Origin of the sequence: Candidatus Caldatribacterium sp. SIUC1, from assembly GCF_051549785.1 — a bacterium.
Classification (GTDB): domain Bacteria; phylum Atribacterota; class Atribacteria; order Atribacterales; family Caldatribacteriaceae; genus Caldatribacterium.
The window spans coordinates 1,189,913-1,216,168 of the sequence record NZ_CP189974.1; the positions used below are offsets into that span (position 1 = coordinate 1,189,913).

A 26,256-nucleotide genomic window follows, 5' to 3' on the forward strand; every position below is an offset into this window, starting at 1 on the left:
GGTGGGTGCAGGTTGCGCTTTTTGGGAGCGACAGGAGTTTGCCCCTGTGGGTGACTGAAGAACTCGAGAGGGTTGCTCTTTCGTACGAAGTTGTGACCCCGGAAAGGACGAAGGCCCTCTTGCCTTCATCCTTTGTCGTGGTCCTTGGGAGTGCCCTCCTCACGGAAGACGAGGTGGCAGAGCTTGCGCTTCGCCTTGGGGTCAATCCCCTGAGGGTTGCGGTTTTTCCGTATGAGGAGGTGCGCGATCTTCCTGAAGGAAAATGCCGGACGCTCTGGCGGAATTTTCTCAAGTCCCTTGTGCCCCCGAAGATAGACGTCGCCGCCTTTCGGGTGACCCCGACCCGGAGGGTGCTTCTCTACCCGGAAGGTGACGGGAGGCTCCGTGAGGCATTCGCCAGAGCGCAGATTCCAGCTGTTTCTTTTCCGTCTTTTGCGCTCTCCCGAAAAGGCGTGGATTTCTACGTCATGCCGCATGGTATCCCCGTGGGGGCGTGTGTTCTTGTTCCCTCGCTGCAAGAAGAGCCGCCCGTTGTGCTCCCCCAGGAGGTTCTGGATACCGGGAGAGTCGTTGCTCTTGAACGTTTGCCTCAGGTCCTCGGGCTTTCGTCCCTCCGGAAGATGTGTGTAGTCCTCCTTGTCCCTTCCCCACACCCGTACCCGGAGGACTGGGAGAGGATTTTTGCCCTGGCTTCTTTGCCTCCTCAGGGTGCGCAGGTTTTGGTGCTCGCCGAAGAGGTGTTTGTGGCCCATGAGGGGTTTGAGGAAGCGTTCCGGAGAGCCCGGGAAGCGGGAGTGCTCTTCGAGAAGCTCCCCCTCTCTCGGGTTTCCCTTTCGCCAAGCCTGGATATGCGTCGGGTGGTCGTCACGTACACTCCAGAAAAAGACCCCTTCCCCGTGCGTTGTGAAGCCCACTGGCTCGTTCCGGTGAACCGGAAAACCTGTGTGCTCCCGCCTTTTGAAAAGATTTTTCTAAGCGACCGGGAGGTCGTTCTTGAACTTCCCGAGAATCCCAACCTCCTTCCTTTTGCCACGAACATTCCTGGGGTTTTCGTGGCGTGGGGGGATGTGGAGGACCTCGTGGTGACCGTTTCCCGGTACCTTGAAGAGGGGAGCATTCAGGAAGAGGGGCGGGTACGTGTTGATGCGGAGCGCTGTGCCCTGTGCCTGACGTGTCTCCGGAGCTGTCCCACCGGAGCCATTGAGCTTTCAGGCGACCTCAAGCGGTGCATTGCGGTGAATGAAGCGCTGTGTGCCCGCTGCGGCATATGTGCCGGGCTCTGTCCGGCGAGAGCCATCACGTTTGAGGTGGTGCATCGTGTCCTTGGGAATCATAGGTTGTGAACGGAGCGGATTCCCGGCACTCTGTGCTCTGGGGAAAGAGGCACCGGAAATCTGGGACCGCATCGTGGAGGTGTTTCCTGTACCCTGCCTTGGGGGTGTGGATGAGGAGACGATCCTCGCACTGCTCCTTCGGTGCGATACGCTCCTTCTTGTGGGCTGTCCCCCCGCAAGTTGCCGGAATGCGTGGGGAAGCGTCCTTGCGGAAAAGCGGGTGGCGAGGGTTTCCCGGCTCCTTGAGGAAGCCGAAATCCCCAAAAGGGTTCTCTGTGTTTTCGCAAACCCCAATCGTCTTGGAGAGCTCAAAGCGAGGGTGGTCGTGTGATCGTCGGTGAGCGGAAACCCCTCAGGGAAATCCTGGAAAGCCTTTCCCCCTACCGGGAGGTTCTGGTGCTCGGGTGTGGGGCTTGCGTTACGGTGTGCCTTGCCGGAGGGGAAAAGGAGGCCCGGGAAGTGGCGGCACTGCTTCGGCTCAAAGGTTTTGCGGCAGAAGCCGCTTCGGTTGAGCGGCAGTGCGAGCGGGAGTTCCTCCTGCCACTCCGGGAGACGGTCCCGGCGTTCCAGGCGGTACTCTCTCTTGCCTGCGGGGTGGGGGTACAGACGCTGAGTGAGGTTTTTCCGGGTATTCCCGTTCTCCCCGGTCTCAACACTAGTTTCATGGGGGCACCGCTTGCGCAGGGGGTGTGGGAGGAACGGTGTATCGGCTGCGGGGAGTGCATCGTGCACCGATTTGGGGGGATTTGCCCTGTGGCTCGCTGCGCCAAAAATCTCTTGAACGGCCCCTGTGGAGGGTCGAAGAATGGCCGGTGCGAGGTCCGGCCAGATCGGGACTGTGCGTGGCAACTCATCTACGACCGGATGAAAGCCCTCGGGAGGCTTGAGGAACTCTTCGTGATCCAGCCCCCCAAGAACTGGGGACCCTCACGCTTTGGGGCTCAGAGGAAGATCGTTCGGGAGGACGTCAGGCGGTGAGTGTGCTCCGGGAACTCCTGGAACGGGGAGTCTTTGTGGTGACGGCTGAGGTCGGTCCTCCGAAGGGGGTTGATCGGGAAAGCATAGTGAAGAAGTGTGCCCAGATTCGGGGTTTTGTGGATGCGGTGAACATTACCGACAATCAGACGGCCATTGTCCGCCTTTCGAGTTTTGCGAGTTGCCTCATCGTGCGTGAGGCAGGTCTTGAGCCGGTGATGCAGCTCACCTGCCGGGACAGGAACCGTATCGCCCTCCAGAGCGATTTCCTCGGGGCCTGCGCTCTGGGCATTGAGAACTTCCTCTGCCTCACCGGAGACCATCAGAGTCTCGGCAACCATCCTGAGGCACGGAGCGTTTTCGACATCGACTCGGTGCAGCTTCTTGATATGTTTCGAAGAATCCGGGATGAAGGCGTGTTCGCAAGCGGTGAAAAGGTGAAAGGGGAAGTCCGGGCCTTCCTGGGGGCCGGTGAGAATCCCTTTGCCGATCCCCTGGAGTTTCGGGTGTTTCGTCTTGCCAAAAAGGTGGAGGCCGGAGCTCAGTTCATTCAGACCCAGGCGGTGTTCGACCTTGAGCTTTTTTCCCGGTGGATGGAGGAGGTCCGCCGCTTGAAGCTCCACGAGAAGGTCCACATCCTTGCCGGGATTATCCCGCTCAAGTCACTCCAGGCCCTCCGCTACATGAAGGACGAGGTCCCGGGAATGGTCATCCCGGCCTGGGTTGAGGAACGGATGCGAAACGCCCGGGACCCAAAAGAGGAGGGGGTACGCATTGCCGTTGAAACCATTGCTGCCCTTCGAGCAATTGAGGGGGTGCGGGGTGTCCACATTATGGCGGTAGCCTGGGAGAGTATTGTTCCCGAGATTGTTCGGGCCTCGGGTCTTTTCCCCCGTCCAGGTCAGGGAGGTGGCGAAGGTGTATGATATGTCCTTCCGGTACGAGGTTGCCCACCGCCCGGGAGGGGAGGGGCTTTTCCTCTGTTTTTCCTGCGGGGTGTGCACGGCAACGTGCCCGGTAGCGGAAGTCGAGGAGGAATTCAACCCTCGCCGGATCATCCACCAGGTGCTCCTTGGGGACCGAAGCGTTCTTGCGTCCCGGACTATCTGGATGTGTGCGGCCTGCTTCCGCTGTGTGGCCCACTGCCCGCAGGGGGTGGAGTTCGCTAACGTCCTTCAGGTTCTTCGGGAAATGGCGGTTGAAGAGGGTCATGTGCCTTCAGTGTGGAAGCAAATCATCGAGGACCTCGATTCCCGGACGCAGAGGCTTCGCCGGGATGTCATCGTTTCCCTGTGGGAGAAGAGAGCTTTCACGTTCCCGGAGTACGAGGACCTCTGGAAGGAGCGCCTGGAGGGAGGAAGGCATGGAGAGGGCGCCTGAGCCTCTTGGAGCAGTCCTTGTTGTGGGAGGGGGCATTGGAGGCATTGAAGTTGCCCTTGACCTTGCGGAGGCGGGGTTCTTCGTGTACCTCGTTGAGAAGTCCGCAAGCATCGGGGGACTCATGGCGCGTCTTGATAAAACATTCCCCACGAACGACTGTGCCATGTGCATTCTCTCTCCCAAACTCGTCGAATGTGGTCGCCACCTCAACATTGAGGTGCTCACCCTTGCGGAGGTGGTGGGCGTCTCGGGAGAGGCGGGAAACTTCACCGTAACCATTCGGGAAAATCCCCGGTACGTGGACGTGGCTTCCTGCACCGGGTGTGGGGACTGTGCGAATGCCTGCCCGGTCAACCTCCCCAACGACTTCGAGGGAGGGTTGAGCACAAGAAAGGCCATCTTCCGCCTCTTTCCTCAGGCGTTCCCCGGGGCTTTTCAGATTGAGAAGCGGGGGATTCCCAATTGCCAGGCAGCCTGTCCTCTTGAGCAAAAAGCGCAGGGGTACATCGCCCTTATCCGGGAGGGGCGCTTTGAAGAAGCCCTCCGGGTCGTCCGGATGGACAACCCCTTCCCGGGAATCTGTGGCCGAGCCTGCCACCACCCCTGCATGGAGCACTGCCAGCGGGGCATGCTCGATGCGCCGCTCCGTATCCCGTACCTCAAGCGATTTCTTGCCGATTTCGAGCGCAGTCTCGGAAAAGCGCTCCTGCCGGAGGTCCGGAGAGAACGTTCTGAGAGGGTCGCCGTTGTTGGCGCAGGACCGAGTGGCTTGAGCTGTGCGTACTTTCTGCGTCTTCTCGGGTATCAGGTAGTGGTCTTTGAAGCGCAAAGCCACCCCGGAGGCATGATGCGTTTCGGCATTCCTCCGTATCGCCTTCCCCGGGATGTGGTGGAATGGGAAATCCGGGCGTTGCAGGAGCTTGGGGTGGATATTCGCTGCAACACCGCCTGGGGCAGGGATTTCCTCCTCCAGGACCTCTTTGCCCGGGGGTTTTCTGCGGTGTACCTTGCCTGTGGGGCCTGGAAGGGCGCAAGGCTCGGGATTGAAGGGGAGGACCATCCCCAGGTCCTCGACGGCCTGGCGTACCTCCTTCGTTGCCACCGCTGCGAAGACGTCCCCAGGGCCGAGCGTATTGCCGTGATTGGCGGAGGGAACGTGGCCGTTGACTGTGCCCGGACCGCCCTCCGTCAGGGGGCAAAAGAAGTCACCGTGTACTACCGCCGTTCCTTCGACGAGATGCCTGCTCGCCCGGAAGAGGTTGAGGAGGCAAAGGAAGAGGGCGTGGAGTTCGTCTTCTGTGCTGCACCGAGGCGCTTCGTTGAGGTTGACGGGGAACTCCTCCTCGAGATGGCTGGGGTCAGGCTCTGTGCTCCGGACGAGTCGGGGAGACGGCGGCCCGAAGTCGTCCCGGGGAGCGAGTTCGTCGTCTCTGCGGACCTCTACATTGTGGCGACAGGCCAGAAGGTGGTCGTTCCCGAAAAGGAAGGCCTCGAGCTCACCCCCTGGGGGACGGTGAAGGTGGGGGAGAATCTCGCGACCTCCTGTCCTGGGGTGTTCGCCGGGGGGGATCTCGTCCTTGGGCCGGCGACCCTTGTTGAGGCCATTGCCCACGGAAAGCGGGCGGCGTACGCCATCGATGCGTACCTTCGGGGAGTGCCCTTTGAAAAGCAGCGCCTTTCGCCTGCTCCGCTTGCCATCCCTTGGGGGGAACGGAAAAACCCTGGGGAACCCCCGAGGAAGCTTGAGGTGTCCAAACGGGTCACAGGATTTGCTGAGGTGGTTTCCGGATACACTGAGCAAGAAGCCCGAGATGAGGCACAGAGGTGTCTCTCCTGTGGTGGGTGTGCGGAGTGCCTGAGGTGTATTGAAGCGTGCAAGAGGAACGCCATACGCCACGGGGATGAGGTACGCTTGCGGGAGCTCAGGGTGGGGGCCATCGTCTACGCCACCGGGACCGAGGTGTTCGATCCGGCGAAGCGCCTTCGAGAACTCGGGTACCGGAAGTACCCCAACGTTATCACAAGCCTCGACTTTGAGCGAATCCTCAGCGCTTCTGGTCCCACAAAGGGGAAGGTCGTCCGGCCCTCTGACGGAAAGGTACCACGGAACATTGCTTTCGTGCAGTGTGTGGGCTCCCGGGATCGGGAGCGGGGTGGTTCCTACTGTTCCTCGGTGTGCTGCATGTACGCCATCAAAGAAGCGCTTGTTGCCATGGAACACCTCCGGGTAGAGGGAGAAAGTTCTTGCTGTGCACTGCCTCATGAGGGAAGGGACGTTCCTCTTGACGTCACCGTTTTCCTCATCGACATGCGGGCCTTCGGGAAGGATTTCGAGAGGTACTACGAGCGGGCAAAGGCCTCAGGGATCCACTTTGTCCGGGGACGGGTGAGCCACATTGCTGCTTCTCGCGACGGCGACCCGGTGGTCTTCTACGTTGACGAAGGCGGGAAAAAACAAAGCGAAACCTTTGACCTTGTGGTGCTTTCTGTTGGCCTCTGCGTCCCGGACGAGGAGAAAGAGCGCCTTGCCCGCTGTGGCGTGGCCCTTGACGGCGAGGGTTTCCCGTACTTTACCGACTTTGGGACGCGGGAGGTTCGGCCGGGAATCTTCGTGTGCGGGAGCCTTGCCGGTCCCAAAGACATTCCGGGAACGGTGGTCGAGGCGAGTGCCGTGGCGTCTGAGGTCGGGTCGCTCCTCGCCCCGTCTCGCTTTCGCCTTGTTCGGGAAAAGGTTTATCCTCCGGAGCGGGACGTCACCGCTTCGCCGCTTCGAATCGGGGTCTTCGTGTGCCGCTGCGGGATCAACATCGCCGGGGTTGTGGATACGAAAGCGGTGGTGGAGTGGGCACAGAATCTCCCCGGGGTGGTGTTCGCCGAGGAGAACCTGTACACCTGTTCTCAGGACACTCAGGAGCGCATCAAGGCAAAGATTCAGGAACTTGGGCTCAACCGGGTCGTGGTGGCTTCCTGCTCTCCACGAACACACGAGCCCCTCTTCCGGGAGACCCTGAAGGAAGCAGGTCTCAACCCTTACCTTTTCGTGATGGCCAATATCCGTGACCAGTGTTCCTGGGTCCACCAGGAGGAGAAGGAAGAGGCCACCGAAAAGGCGAAAGACCTCGTGGCCATGGCGGTGGCGAAGGCCGCTCTCCTTGAGCCGCTTGCCCCCCTTCCCGTCCCTGTGGAGAAAGGGGTTCTGGTCATCGGTGGGGGGCTTTCGGGGATGACCGCCGCTTTAGAGGCAGCACGGCAGGGTATCCCGGTGTACCTCGTGGAACGGGAAAAGGACCTTGGAGGACAGAGCCCCCCATATACCGTTGAGGGGGTGGACCTTGGGAAGCTTCGGGAGAAACTCAAAAGGGAGATTGCCGAAAACCCGAGGATTACGGTTTTTCTCGAGAGCAGCGTCCTTGAGGTCAACGGCTTTGTGGGGAATTTCGAGAGCGTTGTACACGAGAAGGGAACCCTCCACACTCTGAAACATGGGGGCATCATCGTTGCCACGGGCGGCAGGGCGTACCTCCCCCAAGGTGGGGCATTCCTCTACGGCAGGGACCCGAGGGTCCTCACCCAGAGGGAGCTCGAAGCCGGTATCCACGCAGGGACCTTCTCGCCCCCGGGGCGGGTGGTCATGATTCAGTGCGTGGGTTCCCGAAATACCGAACATCCCTACTGCAGCCGGGTGTGCTGTCTCCAGGCAGTGAAAAACGCCCTGCGCCTCAAGGAAATTTCCCCGGGCACGGAGGTCGTGGTGCTCTATAGAGACATGCGGACGTACGGCCTCTATGAGCGGTACTATACGAAAGCCCGGGAAAAGGGCGTTCTCTTCGTGCGGTTTGGGGATGAGGCGATGCCTGCGGTGGAAGAGGGGAACGAGGAGCTTCTTGTGCGCTTTGTCGACCCTCTCCTTGGGGAGGAAGTCACCCTCGGTGCGGACCTTGTGGTTCTCAGCACAGGTATCGTGCCCCATGAGGATGCCCCGGCTCTTGCCAGGCTCCTCAAGGTGCCCCTCACTCAGGACGGGTTTTTCCTCGAGGCCCACGTGAAGCTCCGCCCAGTGGACTTTGCAACGGAGGGCATTTACGTCTGCGGGCTCGCCCATGGGCCGAAGCTCGCCGAAGAGAGCATCCTTCAGGCAAAAGCTGCGGTCGCCCGCCTCATGGCCGTCCTCAGTAAAGACGTTCTCCTTGCTGAGGCCCAGATTGCCTCGGTGGACGAGAAGAAGTGCGTGGCCTGTGGGGACTGCGAGCGGGTGTGCCAGTACCGGGCAATTGCCGTGGATTGGGAAAAGGGTGTGGCACGGGTCAATCGGGCCCTGTGCAAGGGATGCGGGCTGTGCAGTGCGACCTGCCGCAGCGGAGCAATCAGAGTGTATGGCTTCACACCAGAGGCGATTCTCTCCGAGGTGGAGTACCTCTATGAACTCTCCATGGGAACCTAAAATTGTGGCCTTTCTCTGTCACTGGTGCAGTTACGCAGGGGCAGACCTTGCCGGAGTGAGCCGGATTCAGTATCCCCCGAATATCCGGGTTGTGCGGGTACCGTGTTCGGGGAGTGTTGACCCTCTGTACATCCTGAAAGCCCTCCGGGAGGGGGCCGATGGGGTGCTCGTCTCCGGATGCCACCCCGGGGACTGCCACTACCTGAGCGGGAACTACTTTGCCCGGAGGAAGTTCCTCGTGCTCCACGAGCTTTTAGCCCTTCTTGGTCTCAGGGACCGGGTGCATTTTTCCTGGGTCTCAGCATCTGAGGGGCAGCGCTTTGCCGATGTGGTCAAAGCCGTTACTGAGGCAGTACGAAGCCTTGGTCCAAATCCGCTGCGTGAGGGGGAAAGCACCTGTGACGCTTCATGACGCTGCCCGCAAGCTCCTTGAAGAGCATGAAGTCCAGGGGGTTCTCGGGTACCGGAAGGGCTCACTCCCCTTCCGCACCCGGCCGTATCTTTTCCGAGACTCTTGCGAGATCGAGGAACTCGTCTTCAATTCTTTCTGCGGCCTGAACCTGGCGCGGTACCTCCTCTTCCTTCCACAGGGCATTGAGCGTGTCGCCATCGTGGCCAAGGGGTGCGATGGCCGGGCCTGTGTGGCACTCATGAGGGAGAACCGGCTGCGCCGGGAAAACCTTCTCATCCTCGGCGTGCCCTGTCCGGGCATGGTGGACACGAGAAAGCTCACCGAATGGGAGGGCCTTAAGGAGCATGAGGTGACCTTAAGAGGCGGGGAAATCGTGATTCGGGGTGTGGCGTACCCCCTTGCATCGTTCCTTGACGCTTCATGCCGGCGCTGCCGCTACCGCAGTCCTCTTGTGTACGATATCCTCGTCGAGGGTGGTGAGGTGCCGTCGCTTCCCCAGGAGGATACCCTGGGAGAGCTCCAGAGTCTCCCCGAAGAAAAACGGTGGGAATTCTTCCGGAAGGAACTCTCCCGGTGTATCCGCTGCTACGCCTGCCGTAACGCCTGTCCCATGTGCTACTGCAAGGAGTGCTTTGCCGAAAGCCACAAACCCTCGTTCCTCCACCCTTCCCCGACGCTCCGGGATAACTTCGTCTTCCACGTGGGACGAGCGATGCACCTTGCCGGACGATGTGTCGAGTGTGGTGCTTGCGAACGGGCATGCCCCCTCGGGATACCGGTTGCCACGATGTTCTTTGCCGTTTCCGACACCGTGCGGGAGCACTTCGCCTTTGAAGCCGGGGTGGACGTCGCGGCCCCGGCGCCTTTTGTGACGTACCGGGAGGATGACCCCAATGCGTTTATCCGGTAACGGTGTGGTAGTCGCCCGTGAGGCTTTCCTTGAGTGGTTGAGTCGTGGGAAGACTTTTGTGACGGAAACGGTGGCCAGGCGTTTTCGCCTTCCCTTTCCCTCTGTTCCCACCCCCAAAGCCGTTCTCCTTCCCCAGCATGAAGCGTTGTACCGGTTCTTCTGGGCGCAGAGGACGTGGAACGTGCATTCCCTCCCCCCGGAGGGTACACCCATCCTCCTTCTTGCCGCTCCCTGTGAAGTGAAAGCCGTTACCGATGTTCTTGACGCCGTTTTTCTCGGGAATGCTCCTCAGGACCCGTACTATGCGACCCGGCGCAAGAACCTCATCCTCGGTGCTCTGGGATGCGCCTTTTTTGGAACCACCTGTTTCTGCACGAAAGTCGGGGGGCATCCACTTTCCCGGGAAGGTGCGGATTTCTTCGCCCTGCCGCTGCCCTTTGGGGTGTACTTTGAAGGAGAAGGACCGTCGGGACGGCCCCTTGCATCCAGCGAGCAGGAGGAACTCGAAACGCTTGCAGAGAACCTTACGCGGAACGCTCCCCCACCCTTCCCCGAGAAAACCCCAGAGTACCTCTACAAGGCCTTTGGACGTGACATCTGGGAGGATGTTGCCTGGGGGTGCCTGAACTGCGGGGCCTGCACGTTTCTGTGTCCGACGTGCTTTTGCTTTGACCTGGCGCTTGAAGGGAGGCTCCGGGGGGCGATGATCCGGACTTGGGATAGCTGCATGTTCCCAAAGTTCACGCTCCACGCTTCTTCCCACAACCCGAGATCCCACCCCATGCAGCGGGTTCGCCAGAGAATCCTCCACAAGTTCTCCTACCATCCTCTCCGGAAAGGTGTGTTCGGCTGTGTAGGATGCGGGCGATGTGTGGCGCTGTGTCCGGTCAACTGGGATATTCGGGAAGCGGTCGAGAGGGTGGTGTCCTGTGCCCTGTGAAGGAATATACACGCCGTGCCTTCTCCCCATAGCGGAGATTGTCGAGGAGACCCAGGATATCAAGACCTTTCGGATTCCACGCCCCGAGCACTTCGTGTACCGTCCAGGACAGTTTGCCGAAATTTTCGTGCCCGGAGTGGGAGAGGCACCCTTTTCCATCTCCTCCTCCCCCACCGAGAGGACGTTCCTCGAGTTCAGCGTCAAGCGCATCGGCTCGGTGACCCAAGCACTGCACCGCTTGAACCCCGGGGATACGGTTGGCCTGCGGGGACCTTACGGGAACGGGTTTCCGGTTGAGGAACTCCTTGGGAAGCACCTGCTCTTTGTGGGTGGGGGAATTGGCCTTGCGCCTTTGCGTTCCCTCATTAACTACGTCCTCGCTCCAGAGCACCGCTCGTCTTTCGGGGATGTCTTCATCCTCTACGGTGCCCGCACGCCTCAGGACCTTGTCTTCCGGTGGGAGCTTGAGCGCTGGAGAAAGCGTGAAGACCTCGCGCTCTGTCTTACGGTCGATGAAGGCAATGCGTCCTGGGAGGGCAGAGTGGGGCTTGTGCCGAACGTCCTCCGGGAGGTTTTCTCTTTCCCGTGCACCAAGTGGGTGAGTATTGTCTGCGGCCCCCCGATTATGATAAAGTTCACTATCAAAGCGCTCCGGGAGCTCGGCTTTGCACCGGGGGATATCATCACGACCCTCGAGATGAAGATGAAGTGCGGTCTTGGGAAGTGCGGGCGCTGCAACATCGGCCCGTATTACGTGTGTCAGGACGGACCGGTGTTTTCGTATGAAACCCTTTTGGAGATGCCAGAGGAGTATTGACCATGGAGTACCGGGAAGCTCTGGAGTACCTTTATGGGCTCATCAATTACGAAAAGACCCGGGTTCCCTACACGGACTTAAAGCTCGAACGCATGCGGGAATTCGTGGAGCGTCTGGGGAACCCCCAGAAAACCATCCCCACGGTCCTTGTCGCCGGAACAAAGGGGAAGGGTAGCACCTCCTACATGCTGCACCGGCTTTTTGGCGCTTTTGGCCTGCGCTGTGGCCTCTTCTCCAAACCCCACCTTCTGACCTTCCGGGAACGCATCCGCATTGACGACCGGCTCATAAGCCCCGAGGAGCTTGTCTGCCTTGTGGACCGGGTTCGGTCTGTAGTGGAAGCGATGGAGCGGGAATCCCCCTGGGGACAGCCCACGTACTTTGAAGTTGCCGTGGGTCTGGCGCTTCTCTATTTCCTCGGAAAGGACGTCGATGTGGCCGTGGTGGAGGTTGGCCTTGGAGGACGGCTTGATGCCACCAACGTCACCGAGCCCCAGGTGACGGTCATCACTCCGGTGAGCTTCGACCACATGGAGGTTTTGGGGAATACTCTCGAGCAAATCGCCTGGGAGAAGGCCGGGATTCTCCGAAGCAACGTCCCTCTTGTGCTTGCTCCCCAGAGGGAAGAAGCCCGAGAGGTCATTCTCCAAGAGGCAAAAAGGAAAGGAGCACCGGTACTTGAGGTGGCGGAAGAGTGCCATGCCGACATCACCTTCCGTGGTCTTCGGGGTTCTCGGTTCCGCTTTTCCATTCGGGGGTGGGGGGAAGGGGAGGTGGTGCTTCCCCTTCTTGGGGACCACCAGGTGGGGAACTTCCTCACCGCCCTTCTTGTCGTAAGGCTCTTCGGTCTTCCCTGTGAGGTTTCCCGTCTCCAGGAGGTTGCGGGCACTTTCCGCTGGCCCGGGAGGGTGGACGTGCTCTCCTTTTCACCTCTTTGCGTTTTCGACGTTGCTCACAACCGGGCATCGTTTGAGGTGCTCCTTGCAACCCTCCGGGACTACCTCGACGTCAAGAAGGCCGTGTGCCTTCTGGGTTTCCTTGAGGGGAAAGACTGTGCAGGAATTGCCGAGGTGCTGCGGGGTTTCCCCGCGTACTGCATCTTCACCGAACCCCTCCATCCAAAGGCCCTGCCAGTGGAGGTGGTGTCGTCATTCTTTTCCTCTTTCGGTGTTCCTGTAGAGCTCATCCCCGACCCGTACCGGGCCCGGGAAAGGGCAGAAAGCGTGGCGAGAACCCTTGGCCTTCCTCTTCTCGTGGCCGGCTCGTTCTACCTTGCCCGACCCTTTAAAGAAGCCCTGCGTTTTGAGGAAATCCTCGAAGAGGAGGTGGAACTGTGCTGATTGTGGCCGAGCGCATCAACGCGACCCGGAAGCCCATCCGGGAGGCCTTGGAGCGGAAAGACGCAGCGTTTCTCCTTGAAGAGGCGAAAAAGCAGGAAGCAGCGGGTGCCCATTTCCTAGACGTGAACGCTGGGACCGAGGCAGAAAAAGAGATTGAGAATCTCCCCTGGCTTGTGGAGCTTTTGCAAGATGCGGTGAACATTCCGCTTTGCCTTGATACCGCAAACGACGAGGCCCTTGCCCGGGCCCTCCAAGTGTACCGGAAGGGGGAGGTCATGATTAATTCCTTCACTGCTGAGGTTCGGCGGATCGAGGCGGTGTTACCCCTTGCTAGAGAATACAAGGCGTACGTGGTGGGGCTGGCCATGGGGGATGGGGGGATCCCGGAAACTGTTGCCGACCGTCTAAAGCTTGTGGAACGCCTGGTGCGAGCAACCGAGGATTACGGTATCCCCAGAGAGCGGCTCTTCATCGACCCCCTTGTGGTGCCCGTCGGGACAGACCAGAGGCAGGGTAGAGTATTCCTCGAGACTCTGCGAGCTGTGAAGCACGAGTTTCCCGGGGTGCGAACGATCTGCGGGCTGAGCAACATCTCTTTCGGCATGCCCAATCGTCGTCTTTTAAACCGTACCTTTCTGGCCCTCTGCGTCGGGTATGGTCTTGATGCGGCGATTGTTGACCCGCTCGATCAGGAGCTCATGGCCGTGCTCTTTGCTGCTCTTGCTCTCACCGGACAGGATGAGTTCTGCATGAATTACATCGCAGCCCATCGTTCCGGGAAGTTGTGTTCCTGAGGCTCTTGCGGTATGATGGATGTGGGTGAAGGTATGGTGGGCAGAGGCCTTCCCGGGTTGGTTCTCGGCGCTCTCCTTGTGTTGCTTTTTGGAACTTCGTTAGCTGCGACCGTCCTTGACTATGCCCTCTGCCGGGGCCTGGACAAAGACGGTCTGCCTCTTGATCGGACCGACAAGTTCAGCACTGAGGACAAAGCGGTCATCTTCTGGGTTTTCCTTGAAGGGGTGAAAAAGGGGGACGAATGCCGCTTCGAGTTTCTTCCCCCCGAAGGCTCTCCGGTAGAGAGTTCCCTTGTTCTTGAGAGCGATGAAGCGTACGTGGGAGTTCGGGGAGAGCTCCCTCTGGGCTCCCGAACCATTCCTTCGGGGAAGTGGGTTGCCCGCTTTTACGCTGCACAGGACAAACTCGTTGAAACCTCTTTCACCCTTGTGGAAAGTAGCATCGTGGGAAGTACCTCGAAAGAGGAGGCTGTTAAGCGGACTGTGTCGCTCCTTCAGGAGTTCGGGTACACTGTGCTCGATGTGGGGTTCTCAGACGAGGACAACCAGGCCTATATTCGCATGGAAATGGCAAGCCGTGCTCTTGATCAGGCACTCTGGAACCAGCTCGGGGTTGGCTTCGACGCCCTGAAGCGAGTTTTTCCTGAAGCAGCGTGGCTTGTGGTACAGCTTGTCATGGAGAAGGAGTACGTTCTGAGCTTCCAGGTGAAGGCTTACGATTTCGATATCTGGCGCCGGGGGTATCTGAGCTCTGACGAGTTCTGGAAGAAGCGAGTGCTCCGGTATGTTTATAATATACGGAGGCATGAGGAAATACAGGATGTCAGGGGGTTCTACAGCGAGAAGTTCGGTGTGGTCTTTTAGGGAGTGACCAGGAGTGCGGAAAATCTTCGAGAAGTTCACCCCTTCGGATTTCCGCTTCCTTGCCGAGGTCTTCTGCCGGGGAGGGGAGGAGAAGGTTTTCCTCTCGCTCGTAGAAAAGGACCCCGAAACCCTTGACCAGATCCTGGAGGACGACCTCCTCTTCCAGCGAGTGGCTCAGGACGAACGCTTCTTCGTGCAGGTCAGCCCGTATCTCTACTTTGAGCTTTTGCTCCGGCGGGCCATCCGGGATATTGAGCGAGAGTCGTACACTCTTGAGCGCGTCGGGTACCGGACGGTGGTTCCCGTATTCGATGGGAAAAAGGTCCTTGAAGTTCTCGCCCGGGACGCTCTGCGGGACTACCTGGTGGAACTCCTTGTGTCCTTCATTCGGATTAACCACATCACGGTGTACATTCGCCGGGGTCGGGGCATCTACCTGAAGAAAACCCTTTCAGACTTTGACCTGGATCTCCTTGCCGAGCTCAGCGAGCGGGTGGACGAACCGTACCGCTTCATCTTCCTCAAGCGGGCAGGAGACATCGCGCTCTTTGTAAGTGGCATCTTCCCCGAGCAGCTTTTTGGAGAGCTCCATGCCTCCTTTGCTAAGCGTGCCTGGCTGCGAGGCTTCCGGGGGAAGGGGGAGGAGCTTGAGGAAAAGGGCGCGGAACTCTACCGACGAGCCAGCGAGAGCTCTACAGCCCGGGAGTATCAGCTGGACTCGCTCCTCTCCTACATCGCGGAGAACTTCCGCTTCACGAAGAAACCCTTAAACGTCATGACCGACCGGTATCTGACCTTCCGCAAGTACGATATCTTCCAGGCCCTGCTCAACTGACGCTACAGGTTCCAGCGACCACCGATCTTCCGGAAAAAGGGGAGGGTTTGTTCTCCTTCTTCCCGGAGGAAGGCCATTTCTGGGAAGACCTCCAGGGCCCGGGGGAAGAGGCCGTGGAGGTAAGCGATGAGCACGCCGTAGTTCGTGATGGGAACACGAGCGCGGGAGGCTTCGTGGATCCGGAAGAGCATTTCCTTGGGGTTAATCATGCACCCCCCGCAGTGGACGATGAGCTGGTATTCGGTAAGGGGCACCGGGACCGTCGGGCCGGCGACAACGTCAAAGTGAAGGTCCACCCCGGTGTACTGTCTGAGCCAGCGGGGAATTTTCACCCGTCCGATGTCGTCGGGAAGAGGATGGTGGGTGCAGGCCTCAAGGATGAGTACCCGGTCACCGGGCTTCAACCGCTCCACAGCCTTCACCCCTTCCACGAAGGTCTTGAGGTCCCCCTTGTGGCGGGCAAAGAGGATAGAAAAGCTCGTTATGGGGACGGAGGGAGGAACGGCCCCGGCGACCTTGTGGAACACCTGAGAGTCGGTGACCACAAGGCGCGGTGGGGTTTTGAGACGCTCCAGGGCTTCGGAAAGCTCCCGCTCTTTGACCACGAGGCTCACCGCGTCTGTGTCGAGGATTTCCCGGATGGTCTGCACCTGGGGAAGAATGAGCCGTCCTTTGGGAGCTCCAAGGTCAATGGGCACCACAAGGACCACAAGATCCCCTGGACGCAGGAGGTCCCGGATGAGGGGCTTTTCCTGAATTCCCTGTCGCAGGACTTCAATGAGGGTGGTCTTGAGGTAGGCGATGCCTTCCCCCGTCCTGGCGCTCGTGCGGAACACAGGGATGTTGAAGTCCTCGGGAGGGTCAAAGAGCCTCGGAGTTTCGTCGATTTTGTTCGCCACCCCGAGGACGAGCACGTTCCGTTCCCGGAGGAGCTTCAAGATTTCCCGCTCTAAAGCGAAGTCGGTTTTGCCGTCCCACACAAGAAGAGCCACATCGCAGCGGTTGAGGATTTCCAGAGACTTTCTCTTCCGGAGTTCTCCCAGGAATCCTTCGTCGTCAAGTCCTGCGGTGTCGATGAGGACCACAGGGCCAAAGGGGAGGAGCTCAATAGGCTTGAAGACCGGGTCGGTGGTTGTGCCAGGAATGTCCGAAACAATGGCCACCTCCTGACCCACCAGGGCATTGATGAGCGAGGACTTCCCCACGTTTCGCCGTCCGAAAATCCCAATGTGCGGTCTCAGGCTACGGGGCGTTCCCTGCATAGTCGCTCCTTTTGAGTTTTCCCATTCCCGGTATCCCGGGTTTCTGTAACTCCGTAGGGTCAAGGATTATTCCGAGTTCCTCTTCGGTGAAAAGCCCCTTCTCAAGAAGGAGCGTCCGGAAATCCTTGCCGGTTTTCAAGCACTCAAGGACAAGGAGTGAGGTCTTTTCATGCCCGAGGTAGGGGACCACACAGGTGGCGAGAACAAAGCTTCGCTCGAGGAGTTCCCGGCAGCGGCTTTCGTCGGCCCTGATGAGAGGAATGTAGTTTTTCGCAAGCACTGTACAGGCAACCCGGAGTTCTTCAATCATGGTGAGGAGGAAGTACGCCACAAAGGGCAGGAGATGGTTGAGCTCAAGCTGCCCGCTTGAAGCGGCAAAGCTCAGGGCCACGTCTTTGCCCAGAACGTCAAGGGCAATACCCTCAACGTACTCGCAGAGAACCGGGTTCACCTTCCCCGGCATGATGGAGGACCCCTCCTGGAGGGGAGGGAGGACGATTTCTCCGATTCCTGCCCGGGGACCCATGGCAAGGAGTCTGAGGTCGTTCGTGATTTTCCGGAGGTTCACAGCAAGGGTCCGCAGAAGCCCTGAAACCTCAGAAAAGACGTCGAGGTTCTGGGTGTTCTCGAAAGTGTTCATGGCCCGGGCCACAGGGAGTCCCGTAATCTCGTTGAGATAAGCGATGGCGCGGGCGATGTAGCGGGGGTGAGCGTTGAGTCCAGTCCCCACGGCGGTTCCTCCCAGGTTCACCTCTTTGAGTCTCTCCTTCACCTTCCACAGGCGCCAGCGGTCCCTCCCGATGGCTTCGGCCCAGGCACCGAACTCCATCCCCAGGGTCACGGGAACGGCGTCCTGGAGCTCGGTACGGCCGACCTTGAGGATTCCTGCAAACTCCTTCTCCTTCTCTTGGAGGGCATCCTGAAGGGTCACAATGGCTTTTTCCAGTTCCTCCATCTCCCACAGGGCGGCAACTCGTAGAGCCGTGGGGAAGACGTCGTTGGTGGACTGACTGAGGTTCACGGTATCGAAGGGGTTCACGATGTCATAGCGTCCCTTGTCATATCCGAGAATCTCCAGGGCACGGTTGGCGATGACCTCGTTCACGTTCATGTTCAGGGAGGTTCCCGCCCCACCCTGGAAAATGGGAACGATGATTTCCTCATTCCACCGCCCTGCCATACCCTCCTCGCAGGCCTTGAGGATGGCTGAGGCAACAGGTTCCTCTAAAAGCCCAACCTCGAGGTTTGCCTTGGCGCAGGCCCACTTCACGGCAAAAAATGCCCGGATGAGCGGCCGGGGCACAGGGAGCGAAAATGGGAAATTCTCCCTCGCCCGCAGAGCGTGAATTCCAAAGTACCGATCTTCCGGGATTTCCTTTTCTCCCAGAAAATCCTGCTCTCTCCGCATGTTCTCTCAGTGCCGGAAGTGCCGCACTCCGGTGAAGACCATAGGGATGCCCAGGCGGTTGCAGGCTACGATCGACTCCTCATCCCGGATGGAGCCTCCAGGCTGGATGATGGCACGGATACCGTGCTTTCCGGCTTCCTCCACAACGTCAGAGAAGGGGAAGAAGGCATCAGAAGCCAGGACGGCCCCCCGTTCTCTCCCCTGGGCTTTGGCGATGGCTATGCGGAGGGCATCAATCCGGCTCATTTGTCCTGCGCCAATCCCCACAGTCTTTCGGTCTTTCGCAAGCACTATGGCGTTGGACTTGACGTATTTGGCCACGGTGAAGGCAAAGAGCAGGTCCTCAAGGTCGTTTTCTTTGGGTCTCACTTCGGTAACCACCCGGAGGTCCTCCTGGCTGGCCGTTATCCCGTCGTTCTCCTGAAGGAGGAATCCCCCGTCGATTTTCTTGAGGTCCCAGGAAGCCGGAGAAAGGAGGGGTGCGGCGAGGATACGGAGGTTCTTCCGCCGGCGCAAAAGTTCCAGGGCTTCTTCTTCGTAAGCGGGGGCGATGAAGACCTCGAGGAAGAGATTGCCAAAGACCTCAACGCTTGCTTTTGTGACCGTCCGGTTCATGGCCACAATCCCACCAAAGGCCGAGACGGGGTCAGCTTCAAGGGCAAAGCGGGCTGCCTCGGCGAGGTCCTCGTGCACGGCAACGCCGCAGGGGTTGTTGTGCTTCACGATGACCACGGCAGGTTCTTGGAATTCCCGAACGAGGCTGTAGGCTGCCTGAACGTCGTAGATGTTGTTGAAGGAGAGCTCTTTGCCTTCGGCAAGAACCTCAAGGTGCTTCCAGAATCCCTCTGGGTCAAGGGAGAGGTCCTCGTAAAGCGCTCCTTTCTGGTGGGGGTTTTCACCGTACCGGAGGGATGAGGCTTTCCTGAGGTGGATGGCAAGGTAAGGGGGGAGGGTGTCTTCGCTTCGGACACTCACTTTACTGAGGTAAGTGGCAATGGTGCTGTCGTACTGCGAGGTTCGCGCAAAGGCTTCAATGGCCCACTGGAGGGATTTCTCCTCGGGGAAATACCCGTTGTGCTCTTCGAGTGCTGCGAGGAGCTCTGGGTACTGAGAAGGGGAAGAAACGCAGACGACGTGTTTCCAGTTTTTCGCTGCTGCTCGAAGGAGCGTCACGCCACCAATGTCGATTTCCTCAACGAGGACCTCAAGGTTTTGCTCTCCCTCCTTCGCCTTCTTTTCGAAAGGATAGAGATTGCAGACGACAAGGTCGATGGGGTCGATACCGTGGCGTTTCAGGTCTTCCATGTCCTCAGGGAGGTTCCGCCGCGCAAGGATTCCTCCCTCAATCCGGGGATGGAGCGTCTTCACCCGCCCTCCGAGGATTTCTGGAAAGCCTGTGACCTCTGAAACCTCGAGGACCTCAAGGTGGAGTTCTCTCAAGAATTTCGCCGTTCCCCCGGTGGCGAAAAGGCGCACCCCCAGGGCGCTGAGGCGCTGTGCGAGCTCCCCAAGGCCTGTTTTGTCGGAAACACTGAGAAGCGCTGTGGTCACCCGAATCATGGACAACACCCTCCTGCGTCCTTTTCTCCATTGTACCGGAGAGGAAGGGTCTTGAAAAGGACGGCTGTGGTACAATACCGAAGCGCCTTGTAGTAGAATGAGAGGAAAGGGAGTGGGGCCTGTGGAGAGAGCGAAAGTCCTCGTCATTGGCAGCCTCAATATGGACATGGTGCTCAAGATTGAACGCATGCCTGAGGTGGGGGAAAACCTCTTCGTTCGAGAGTTCTCTATGTTCCCGGGAGGAAAGGGGAACAACCAGGCCATTGCCTGTGCCCGCCTGGGGGCACTGGTGAGCATGATTGGCAAGGTGGGCGACGACGATTTCGGTGCCCGTCTTCTTCTGAACCTTGAGCAGGAGAACGTGGATTACGCCTTTGTGACCAAGCAACCGCTCACCCACACGGGGCTAGCCTTCATCTTCATCGACGAGCGAGGGGAGAACCGGATTCTCGTCGCCCCGGGAGCGAACATGAAGCTCTCGGTGCAGGATGTGGAGAACGCTCTGGAGCTCTTCAAATCCTGCGATTTCTTGCTTCTGCAGCTTGAAGTTCCTCATGAGGTGGTCCGGCGGGCCATTGAGGTTGCCCACCGGTTCGGCATGGTTGTGGTCCTGAACCCTGCTCCGGCTCAGGAGTTCCCCATCGAAATCTTGACGGCCAGTGATATAATGACTCCAAACAAGTACGAAGCGGAAGTTCTCAGCGGTGTCACCATTACGACCCTCGAGGATGCGGTGCGGGTACTCCGGGTTCTTCGCCAGCGTACCCGGGCCCGTACGGTGATCACCCTGGGGGACCAGGGGGCCATCGCCAGCGTGGACGATACGACATGTGCGTACCTCCCTCCCCGGAAAGTCCAGGTTGAGGACACCACCGCCGCAGGCGATGCCTTCAACGCCGGGCTTTTGGTGGGCATCGCTCAGGGGAAGGACTGGGTGAGCGCCCTGAAGCTTGCCAACACCGCCGGAGCCATTGCCTGCACCAGGGTCGGCGCGCAGAGTGCTCTGCCTTCTATGCGGGACCTTGAGCGGTTCCTCGAAGAACACGGCGAGGGAGAGGTTGAGTTTCTCAGTGTTCGAGGTGTCCATGGGTGACACGGTAACCATTCTCTTGCGCCTTTTTGCCGCCTTTGTGGCGGGGGGCATCATTGGCTGGCAGAGGGAACGGGCAGAGAAACCTGCAGGTCTCAGAACTCATATCCTCGTGTGCCTTGGTTCTGCCCTGATGACCCTGGTTTCCGTCTTCTTTTTTGGGAGGATCGGTTCTGACCCGGCCCGTATCACGGCCCAGATTGTGAGCGGCATTGGGTTTCTGGGAGCGGGCACCATCTTCCGGTACGGTTCGACCATTGCCGGACTCACCACGGCGGCAAGTCTCTGGGCTACCTGTGGGGTGGGTATCGCCATGGGAGTGGGGATGTTCACCCTGGGGTTTGCCGGGGTGGGGTTCATCCTTCTTGTCCTGTGGCTTCTTGAGTACTTCGAAGGGCACTTCCTCAAAACCAAGGGTGGTCTCTCCATAGAACTTGTGCTCCGCGACGAGCCCGGAGCCTTAGGGAAGGTGGGAACGCTTCTTGGCGAACTTGGGGTGAATATCGCCGCTGCCAGGGTTCAGAGAGAGCGCGAGGGAAGGGTGCTCTGTTTGCTCTTCACCCATGCTCCTAAGGGCACCGGTGTGGTGGAGATTGCCTCGGCTCTGCGCGGGCTTTCTGTAGTGGAGAACCTCGAGATCCGGTAAGGAAGGGATGGGTGTATGGAGATAAAGGCGCCTCGGGGAACACGGGATATTCTCGGCGAAGAGGTGGCACTCTGGCAGCACCTTGAGGAGGTTGTGCGCCGGAATGCCCATCTTTTCGGATACGAGGAAATCCGAACCCCTGTTTTCGAGCACACGGAACTCTTCGCCCGCGGGGTGGGAGAAGAAACCGACATCGTGCAGAAGGAGATGTACACCTTCACCGATAAAGGGGGAAGGAGCATCACCCTTCGGCCGGAAGGGACGGCTCCAGTAGTGCGGGCGTACCTTGAGCATGGGTTCTTCGTCCGGGACCCCCGCGTCCGGTGGTACTACCTCGGCCCCATGTTCCGTTACGAGCGTCCCCAGGCGGGACGCATGCGCCAGTTCCACCAGTTCGGTTTCGAGGCTTTAGGGTTCCAGGACCCGGCCTGTGATGCTGAAATCATCCTTCTTGCCTGGACGATTTACCGGGAACTCGGTCTTTCTGACCTTTCCCTTGAGCTCAATAGCATCGGCTGTCCCCTCTGCAAGCCCCACTACGTGCGGCGGCTTCGGGAGTACCTGGAGAGCCGTAAAGACGCGCTCTGCGAGAACTGCAAAAGGCGCCTTGTGGAGAATCCGCTTCGGGTTCTCGATTGCAAGAACGAAACGTGCCAGGCGGTGTTCCGCGAGGCGTCTTTCCCAAGCATTCAGGACTTCCTCTGTACTGAGTGCCGCAGGCATGAGGAGCGACTCTTTTCCCTCCTGAAGCGCCTTGGCATCCCCTTCGTGGTCAATCCCCGTCTGGTCCGGGGCCTTGATTACTACACCCGTACGGTGTTTGAAGTTAAGGTTCACACCTTGGGGGCTCAGGATGCCATTGGCGGTGGGGGGAGGTACGATGGCCTGGCACGGGCTCTCGGAGGTCCTGAAGTCCCGGGAGTTGGGTTTGCGGCGGGCATGGAACGCATTGTCCTTCTCCTTGAACGGAGCGGTTTTCCCCGGAAGGGTACCTTTCGGGTCTATCTTGCTCCTCAGGATGAAGAGGGGGAGAAGGACCTCCTCGCGCTGAGTCAGGTTCTTCATGAAGCAGGCATTCCCTTCTGTCTTGACTTTGCCAGCAAAAACCTCAGGTACCATCTGAAACGGGCGCAGAAAATGGGCGTGCGCTTTGTGGTCATTGCCGGGGAAGAGGAACGGAAGAACGAAGGCTTTTCCCTCAAAGACCTTGTTTCGGGGGAGCAGATGCTCCTTTCCCGAGAAGAACTCCTCGGGCGACTGCGAAAGGAGCGGGAGACATGCTGAGGACCCATACCTGTGGTGAGCTTCGCAAAACCGACGTAGGGAAGGAGGTTACCCTTGCAGGCTGGGTGCACCGGATTCGGGACCATGGGGGTATCATTTTCCTGGACCTCCGGGATCGCTTCGGCATCACCCAGGTCGTGGTGAGTTCAGAGAACGAAAAGGCCTATGAGGTTGCCGCATCTGTCCGTCCCGAATACGTGGTGCAGGTGAAGGGTGTTGTCAGGGAACGGCCTGAAGGTCTAACCAATCCCCGTCTGGCCACTGGGGACATTGAGGTCCATGCACTGACATTCGTGGTGCTCTCGCCTTCTGAGCTCCCGCCCTTTGAGATTGAGGGGAGAAAGGAAGTTGATGAATCCCTCCGCCTCCGCTACAGATACCTGGATCTCCGGCGGTCCAGAATGCAGGAAAACCTCATGCTGCGCCATAAAGCGGCGCAGAGCATCCGCCGGTTCCTTACCGAGCGTGGTTTTGTTGAGGTCGAAACTCCTTTCCTCACGAAGAGCACGCCTGAGGGTGCCCGGGATTTCCTTGTTCCCAGCCGCCTGAACCCCGGCTCCTTTTACGCCCTGCCCCAGTCGCCCCAGCTCTTCAAGCAGCTCCTCATGGTGGCTGGCTTTGACCGGTACTTCCAGATTGTCCGGTGTTTCCGCGACGAGGACCTCCGGGCCGACCGGCAACCCGAGTTCACCCAGGTGGACATCGAGATGTCCTTTGTGGACCGGGAGGATGTGCTGCGGCTTGTGGAAGAACTCATGCAGCACGTTTTCGCCGAGGTGCTTGAGGTGACCCTGGAGATTCCCTTCCCGCGCCTGACGTATGAGGAAGCTCTGAAAAAGTACGGCACGGACAAGCCGGACCTTCGCTTCTCTCTCACTATCGACGACCTCACACCGCTTTTCCTTGAGGAGGGAGGGGGCGTGCTGCCCTTGGGGGAAAAGGGCCGTGTTGTCTTCCGGGGGCTTTTCGTGCCCCAGGACCATTCCCTCTCCCGGAAAAAGCTCGACCTCTTCGCAGCGGAGGCAAGGGAAAGGCACCTTGCCCTTTCCTGGGTTCGAAAGGCCCAGGAGGACTTCTCCTCTCCTCTCAAAGGGAAGGTTCCCGAGACGCTCTTCCAGCGCCTTGTGGCGAGATACCCCTTTGGTGAGGGTTCGGTGCTCCTTGTGTCCTGGGGGGAGGAAGAGGTTCTCCAGGAATTTCTGGGGAATCTTCGGGTGCAACTTGGGAGAGAGATGCCCGAGAAAGAACGTTTCGCCTTTGTGTGGGTTGTGGACTTTCCCCTTCTTGAGTGGAGCGAGGAAGAGAGGCGCTGGGTTTCGGTTCACCACCCCTTCACGGCTCCCTTTGATGAGGACATTCCCCTTCTTGACGAGCATCCAGAGCGTGTTCGGGCAAAGGCTTACGACCTCGTCCTCAACGGGTACGAAGTTGGTGGAGGCAGTATCCGGATTCACCGGAGGGACCTTCAGGAGAAGATCTTCTCCCGCCTCAGCCTGACGGAACGGGAAATCCGGGAGAAATTCGGTTTCTTTGTGGAGGCACTGCAGTTTGGCTGTCCTCCCCATGGAGGCATCGCTTTGGGCTTCGACCGGCTGGTGATGCTCCTCTGCGGTGAGGATTCCATCCGGGAAGTCATCGCCTTTCCCAAAACGCAAAAGGGTGTGTGCCTGCTCACCGGTGCTCCGTCTCCGGTGGAGAAGGAGCAGCTCGATATCCTTGGCATTGCCCTCAAGAAGGAAAAGCGGTAGCCGGGGTTTCGACTCCCGGTTTTCCAGGCTTTTTGAGCGTCATTGCAAAAGGTGAGGGCTTGTGCTATTATCTTGGCAGAAGTCGGTTTGTGACCCTGCTTTGCGCGTGATGTCAAATGAGGCTTTGACCCAACACCCTTGTCCAGGGAGCCTGGACTCCGGAAGAGCCGTGGTTCTTCCGGGAGGGCACCCACCTTTTGGAGGACGAGGATCAAAGCGGTTGACACACGGCAGAAGCGGGGTCACACTGTGAGGAAGGAGTGTGTTGGGTGTGGAAAACGAGAAAGCCATGGAGCTGCTCCACGAAAACCTCGAACAAATCCGCATGGTGCGACCCGGAGACCTCATCAAGGGAAAGGTCATTAAAAAGGGTGACGAAGGCTACTTCGTGAACATCAACTATAAAGCTGAGGGCATTCTCCCTCTCCGGGAACGGGCTCAAGGGAGGGAAGGTGAGGTGGAGCACGATCTCGAAGAGGGAGAGGAAATCTGGGTCATGGTGACCCGCATCGACGATCAGGGGTATGTATGGCTTTCACGGGAACAGGCCCGTTACCAGGGTGCCTGGATTGACATAGAGGAGAGCAGGGACCAGGGGAAGGTTCTCACGGCAAAGGTCAAGCGAAAGGTCAAAGGTGGGCTCATTGTGGACGTTGGGGTGAACGCTTTCCTTCCCGCTTCCTGCGTTGACGTCGTTCCCCGGAATCTCGACGAGCTCATCAACCAGTCGATTCAGGTGAAGGTCATCGAGGCCGACCGCAAGACCCGCAACGTCATTGTTTCTCGCCGGGCGGTGATTGAAGAGGAACTCGCCCGCCGCCGCCAGGAGACCATCGCCTCGCTTGAGGTCGGTCAGGTTCGAAAGGGCGTTGTGAAGAACATCACCAATTTCGGGGTCTTTGTGGACCTCGGAGGCATTGACGGGCTTTTGCATATCTCCGAGGTTTCCTGGGGCAAAGTCGGCAAACTCGAGGACCTCTTCAAAAAGGGTGACGAAATCGAGGTCAAGGTCATCGCCTGGGATCCAGAGAAAGAGGAAATCAGCCTCAGCCTGAAACGCCTCACTCCTGATCCGTGGGAGCGCTTCGTCCAGGAAGTGAAGGTTGGCGACGTCGTCAAGGGGAAGGTCGTCTCCTTGAAGGAGTTCGGAGTGTTTGTAGAGATTGAAGAGGGCGTGGAGGGGCTCATCCACATTTCGGACCTCTCCTGGGGGTATGTGAAGCATCCCCGGGAAGTGGTGAGGGTCGGCGATATTGTGGAGGCCAAGGTTCTCGAAATTGACCCTGAGCGGCGTCGCATTTCCCTCGGTCTCAAGCAGATTTTCCCTGATCCTTGGGAGAACATCGAGGAGAAGTATCCCGTGGGAAGCACCGTCCGCGTCCGGGTGAACAAGGTGAGCACCAGGGGAGCGCTGGTTGAGGTGGAGGAGGGCGTTGAGGGTCGTATCCCCCTTGAGGAGCTCTCCTGGAAGCGGGTTACCCGGGTGAACGACGTGGTGCGGCGGAACCAGCTTGTGGAAGCCAAGGTTCTCGCCATTGACCGGGAAAGCCGGCAGCTCACCCTGAGCTTGCGGGCGCTTCGTCCCAATCCCTGGGAAGAGGCGCAGACGAGGTGGCAGGTTGGGGACATCGTCGAGGGGAAGATTCAGCGCCTCATGAACTTCGGTGCCTTTGTGGAGCTTGCCCCTGAGATTGAAGCCCTGCTTCCCCTTTCTGAAATCGCCTGGGAGCCGGTGAAGCACCCCAGTCAGGTCTTCAAAAAAGGGCAGACGGTTTCGCTGAAGATTATCGAGTTCAAGCCGGAAGAGCAACGCATTGTGGTGAGCCGCAAGGCACTCCTCCCGGATCCCTGGGAAATCATCAAAACCCGGTATCCTCTGGGGAGTATCCATGAGGGGAAGGTTGTCCGACTGGTGGATTTTGGCGCCTTCGTGGAGCTTGAGGAGGGCTGGGATGGTCTCGTGCACATCTCGGAAATCGCCGAGGAACGCATCAGTTCTCCCCAGGAGGTTCTCAAAGAGGGTGACATCGTCAAGGTCAAGGTCATCAAGCTCGACGATGCTGAGCGGAAGATTGGCCTGAGCATCAAGCAGGCGCTGCGGGAGGAAGAGGAGAAAGCCCGCAAAGAACAGACTCAGGAAGGAAAAATCACCCTTGGGGACGTCATTGGGGAGAAACTGGCAACCATTCTGAACAACCTGAAAAAATGAACGTCCC

The 26,256-nt window shown here is 59.0% G+C and carries 22 protein-coding genes and 1 other RNA gene; 20 read left to right on the plus strand and 3 right to left on the minus strand.

All coding sequences use genetic code 11. From position 1 onward, the window contains the following. Window positions 1–5 precede the first annotated feature (5 nt). The 14 genes from ACP6EK_RS06215 to ACP6EK_RS06280 are packed head-to-tail and all read left to right on the plus strand — an operon-like array spanning window position 6 to window position 15,042. Window positions 6–1,343, plus strand: coding sequence for a 4Fe-4S binding protein (locus ACP6EK_RS06215; protein WP_438314180.1), 1,338 nt, complete (start codon window positions 6–8; stop codon window positions 1,341–1,343). Beyond that, window positions 1,318–1,665 carry a hydrogenase iron-sulfur subunit gene (locus ACP6EK_RS06220; protein WP_438314183.1) on the plus strand — a complete coding sequence of 116 codons (348 nt, stop codon included), beginning with the start codon at window positions 1,318–1,320 and terminating at the stop codon, window positions 1,663–1,665. Before ACP6EK_RS06215 ends, ACP6EK_RS06220 begins: the two co-directional genes overlap by 26 nt. Beyond that, entirely contained in the window at window positions 1,662–2,312 is a 651-nt protein-coding gene (locus ACP6EK_RS06225; protein WP_438314186.1) for a methylenetetrahydrofolate reductase C-terminal domain-containing protein, read from the plus strand. The genes ACP6EK_RS06220 and ACP6EK_RS06225 overlap by 4 nt, the downstream gene beginning before the upstream one ends. Further along, a complete protein-coding gene (locus ACP6EK_RS06230) occupies window positions 2,309–3,235 on the plus strand; it encodes a methylenetetrahydrofolate reductase (RefSeq protein ID WP_438314189.1) in 927 nt (308 codons plus the stop codon). Before ACP6EK_RS06225 ends, ACP6EK_RS06230 begins: the two co-directional genes overlap by 4 nt. Further along, complete coding sequence (locus ACP6EK_RS06235) at window positions 3,219–3,689, plus strand: 4Fe-4S dicluster domain-containing protein (RefSeq protein ID WP_438314191.1); 471 nt, start codon at window positions 3,219–3,221, stop codon at window positions 3,687–3,689. Before ACP6EK_RS06230 ends, ACP6EK_RS06235 begins: the two co-directional genes overlap by 17 nt. After that, complete coding sequence (locus ACP6EK_RS06240) at window positions 3,673–8,130, plus strand: FAD-dependent oxidoreductase (RefSeq protein ID WP_438314194.1); 4,458 nt, start codon at window positions 3,673–3,675, stop codon at window positions 8,128–8,130. The genes ACP6EK_RS06235 and ACP6EK_RS06240 overlap by 17 nt, the downstream gene beginning before the upstream one ends. Further along, entirely contained in the window at window positions 8,108–8,542 is a 435-nt protein-coding gene (locus ACP6EK_RS06245; protein ID WP_438314196.1) for a hydrogenase iron-sulfur subunit, read from the plus strand. The genes ACP6EK_RS06240 and ACP6EK_RS06245 overlap by 23 nt, the downstream gene beginning before the upstream one ends. Beyond that, complete coding sequence (locus ACP6EK_RS06250; RefSeq protein WP_438314199.1) at window positions 8,529–9,452, plus strand: 4Fe-4S dicluster domain-containing protein; 924 nt, start codon at window positions 8,529–8,531, stop codon at window positions 9,450–9,452. The genes ACP6EK_RS06245 and ACP6EK_RS06250 overlap by 14 nt, the downstream gene beginning before the upstream one ends. Next, a complete protein-coding gene (locus ACP6EK_RS06255) occupies window positions 9,436–10,392 on the plus strand; it encodes a 4Fe-4S dicluster domain-containing protein (RefSeq protein ID WP_438314201.1) in 957 nt (318 codons plus the stop codon). The genes ACP6EK_RS06250 and ACP6EK_RS06255 overlap by 17 nt, the downstream gene beginning before the upstream one ends. After that, window positions 10,382–11,209 carry an FAD/NAD(P)-binding protein gene (locus tag ACP6EK_RS06260; protein WP_438314204.1) on the plus strand — a complete coding sequence of 276 codons (828 nt, stop codon included), beginning with the start codon at window positions 10,382–10,384 and terminating at the stop codon, window positions 11,207–11,209. Before ACP6EK_RS06255 ends, ACP6EK_RS06260 begins: the two co-directional genes overlap by 11 nt. Window positions 11,210–11,211: 2 nt before the next feature. Next, window positions 11,212–12,549 (plus strand): bifunctional folylpolyglutamate synthase/dihydrofolate synthase, encoded by a 1,338-nt coding sequence (locus tag ACP6EK_RS06265; protein ID WP_438314207.1) that lies wholly within the window; start codon window positions 11,212–11,214, stop codon window positions 12,547–12,549. Further along, on the plus strand, window positions 12,543–13,343 hold the full coding sequence (locus ACP6EK_RS06270) for a methyltetrahydrofolate cobalamin methyltransferase (RefSeq protein WP_438314210.1): 801 nt from the start codon (window positions 12,543–12,545) through the stop codon (window positions 13,341–13,343). The genes ACP6EK_RS06265 and ACP6EK_RS06270 overlap by 7 nt, the downstream gene beginning before the upstream one ends. 12 nt (window positions 13,344–13,355) lie before the next feature. Continuing rightward, window positions 13,356–14,207, plus strand: coding sequence for a hypothetical protein (locus tag ACP6EK_RS06275; RefSeq protein ID WP_438314213.1), 852 nt, complete (start codon window positions 13,356–13,358; stop codon window positions 14,205–14,207). A 13-nt stretch (window positions 14,208–14,220) separates the two neighbouring features. After that, entirely contained in the window at window positions 14,221–15,042 is an 822-nt protein-coding gene (locus ACP6EK_RS06280) for a hypothetical protein (protein ID WP_438314216.1), read from the plus strand. 2 nt (window positions 15,043–15,044) lie between these two features. Here ACP6EK_RS06280 and hydF read toward each other — a convergent pair whose 3' ends face one another. Genes hydF through purH form a run of 3 tightly spaced genes read right to left on the minus strand, consistent with a single transcriptional unit; the run spans window position 15,045 to window position 19,272 of the window. Beyond that, window positions 15,045–16,304, minus strand: coding sequence for a [FeFe] hydrogenase H-cluster maturation GTPase HydF (gene hydF / locus ACP6EK_RS06285; RefSeq protein ID WP_438314219.1), 1,260 nt, complete (start codon window positions 16,302–16,304; stop codon window positions 15,045–15,047). Beyond that, complete coding sequence (locus ACP6EK_RS06290) at window positions 16,285–17,712, minus strand: aspartate ammonia-lyase (RefSeq protein ID WP_438314222.1); 1,428 nt, start codon at window positions 17,710–17,712, stop codon at window positions 16,285–16,287. The genes hydF and ACP6EK_RS06290 overlap by 20 nt, the downstream gene beginning before the upstream one ends. Before the next feature lie 6 nt (window positions 17,713–17,718). Continuing rightward, on the minus strand, window positions 17,719–19,272 hold the full coding sequence (gene purH, locus ACP6EK_RS06295; RefSeq protein ID WP_438314225.1) for a bifunctional phosphoribosylaminoimidazolecarboxamide formyltransferase/IMP cyclohydrolase: 1,554 nt from the start codon (window positions 19,270–19,272) through the stop codon (window positions 17,719–17,721). Window positions 19,273–19,393: 121 nt separating this feature from the next. On the opposite strand from purH, the gene rbsK reads away from it, so the two are divergent. The 6 genes from rbsK (at window position 19,394) to ACP6EK_RS06325 (ending at window position 26,249) form a co-directional block, all read left to right on the plus strand. After that, on the plus strand, window positions 19,394–20,365 hold the full coding sequence (rbsK, locus tag ACP6EK_RS06300) for a ribokinase (RefSeq protein WP_438314227.1): 972 nt from the start codon (window positions 19,394–19,396) through the stop codon (window positions 20,363–20,365). Beyond that, window positions 20,358–21,008, plus strand: a complete 651-nt coding sequence (locus ACP6EK_RS06305) for an MgtC/SapB family protein (protein WP_438314230.1) — start codon at window positions 20,358–20,360, stop codon at window positions 21,006–21,008. Before rbsK ends, ACP6EK_RS06305 begins: the two co-directional genes overlap by 8 nt. A 15-nt stretch (window positions 21,009–21,023) precedes the next feature. Further along, complete coding sequence (gene hisS, locus ACP6EK_RS06310) at window positions 21,024–22,292, plus strand: histidine--tRNA ligase (protein ID WP_438314233.1); 1,269 nt, start codon at window positions 21,024–21,026, stop codon at window positions 22,290–22,292. Next, complete coding sequence (gene aspS / locus ACP6EK_RS06315) at window positions 22,286–24,040, plus strand: aspartate--tRNA ligase (RefSeq protein WP_438314237.1); 1,755 nt, start codon at window positions 22,286–22,288, stop codon at window positions 24,038–24,040. The genes hisS and aspS overlap by 7 nt, the downstream gene beginning before the upstream one ends. A gap of 89 nt (window positions 24,041–24,129) precedes the next feature. Then, window positions 24,130–24,287: non-coding RNA, 6S RNA (ssrS, locus tag ACP6EK_RS06320), on the plus strand. Window positions 24,288–24,311: 24 nt separating this feature from the next. After that, on the plus strand, window positions 24,312–26,249 hold the full coding sequence (locus tag ACP6EK_RS06325; RefSeq protein ID WP_438314239.1) for a S1 RNA-binding domain-containing protein: 1,938 nt from the start codon (window positions 24,312–24,314) through the stop codon (window positions 26,247–26,249). Window positions 26,250–26,256: the final 7 nt, after the last annotated feature.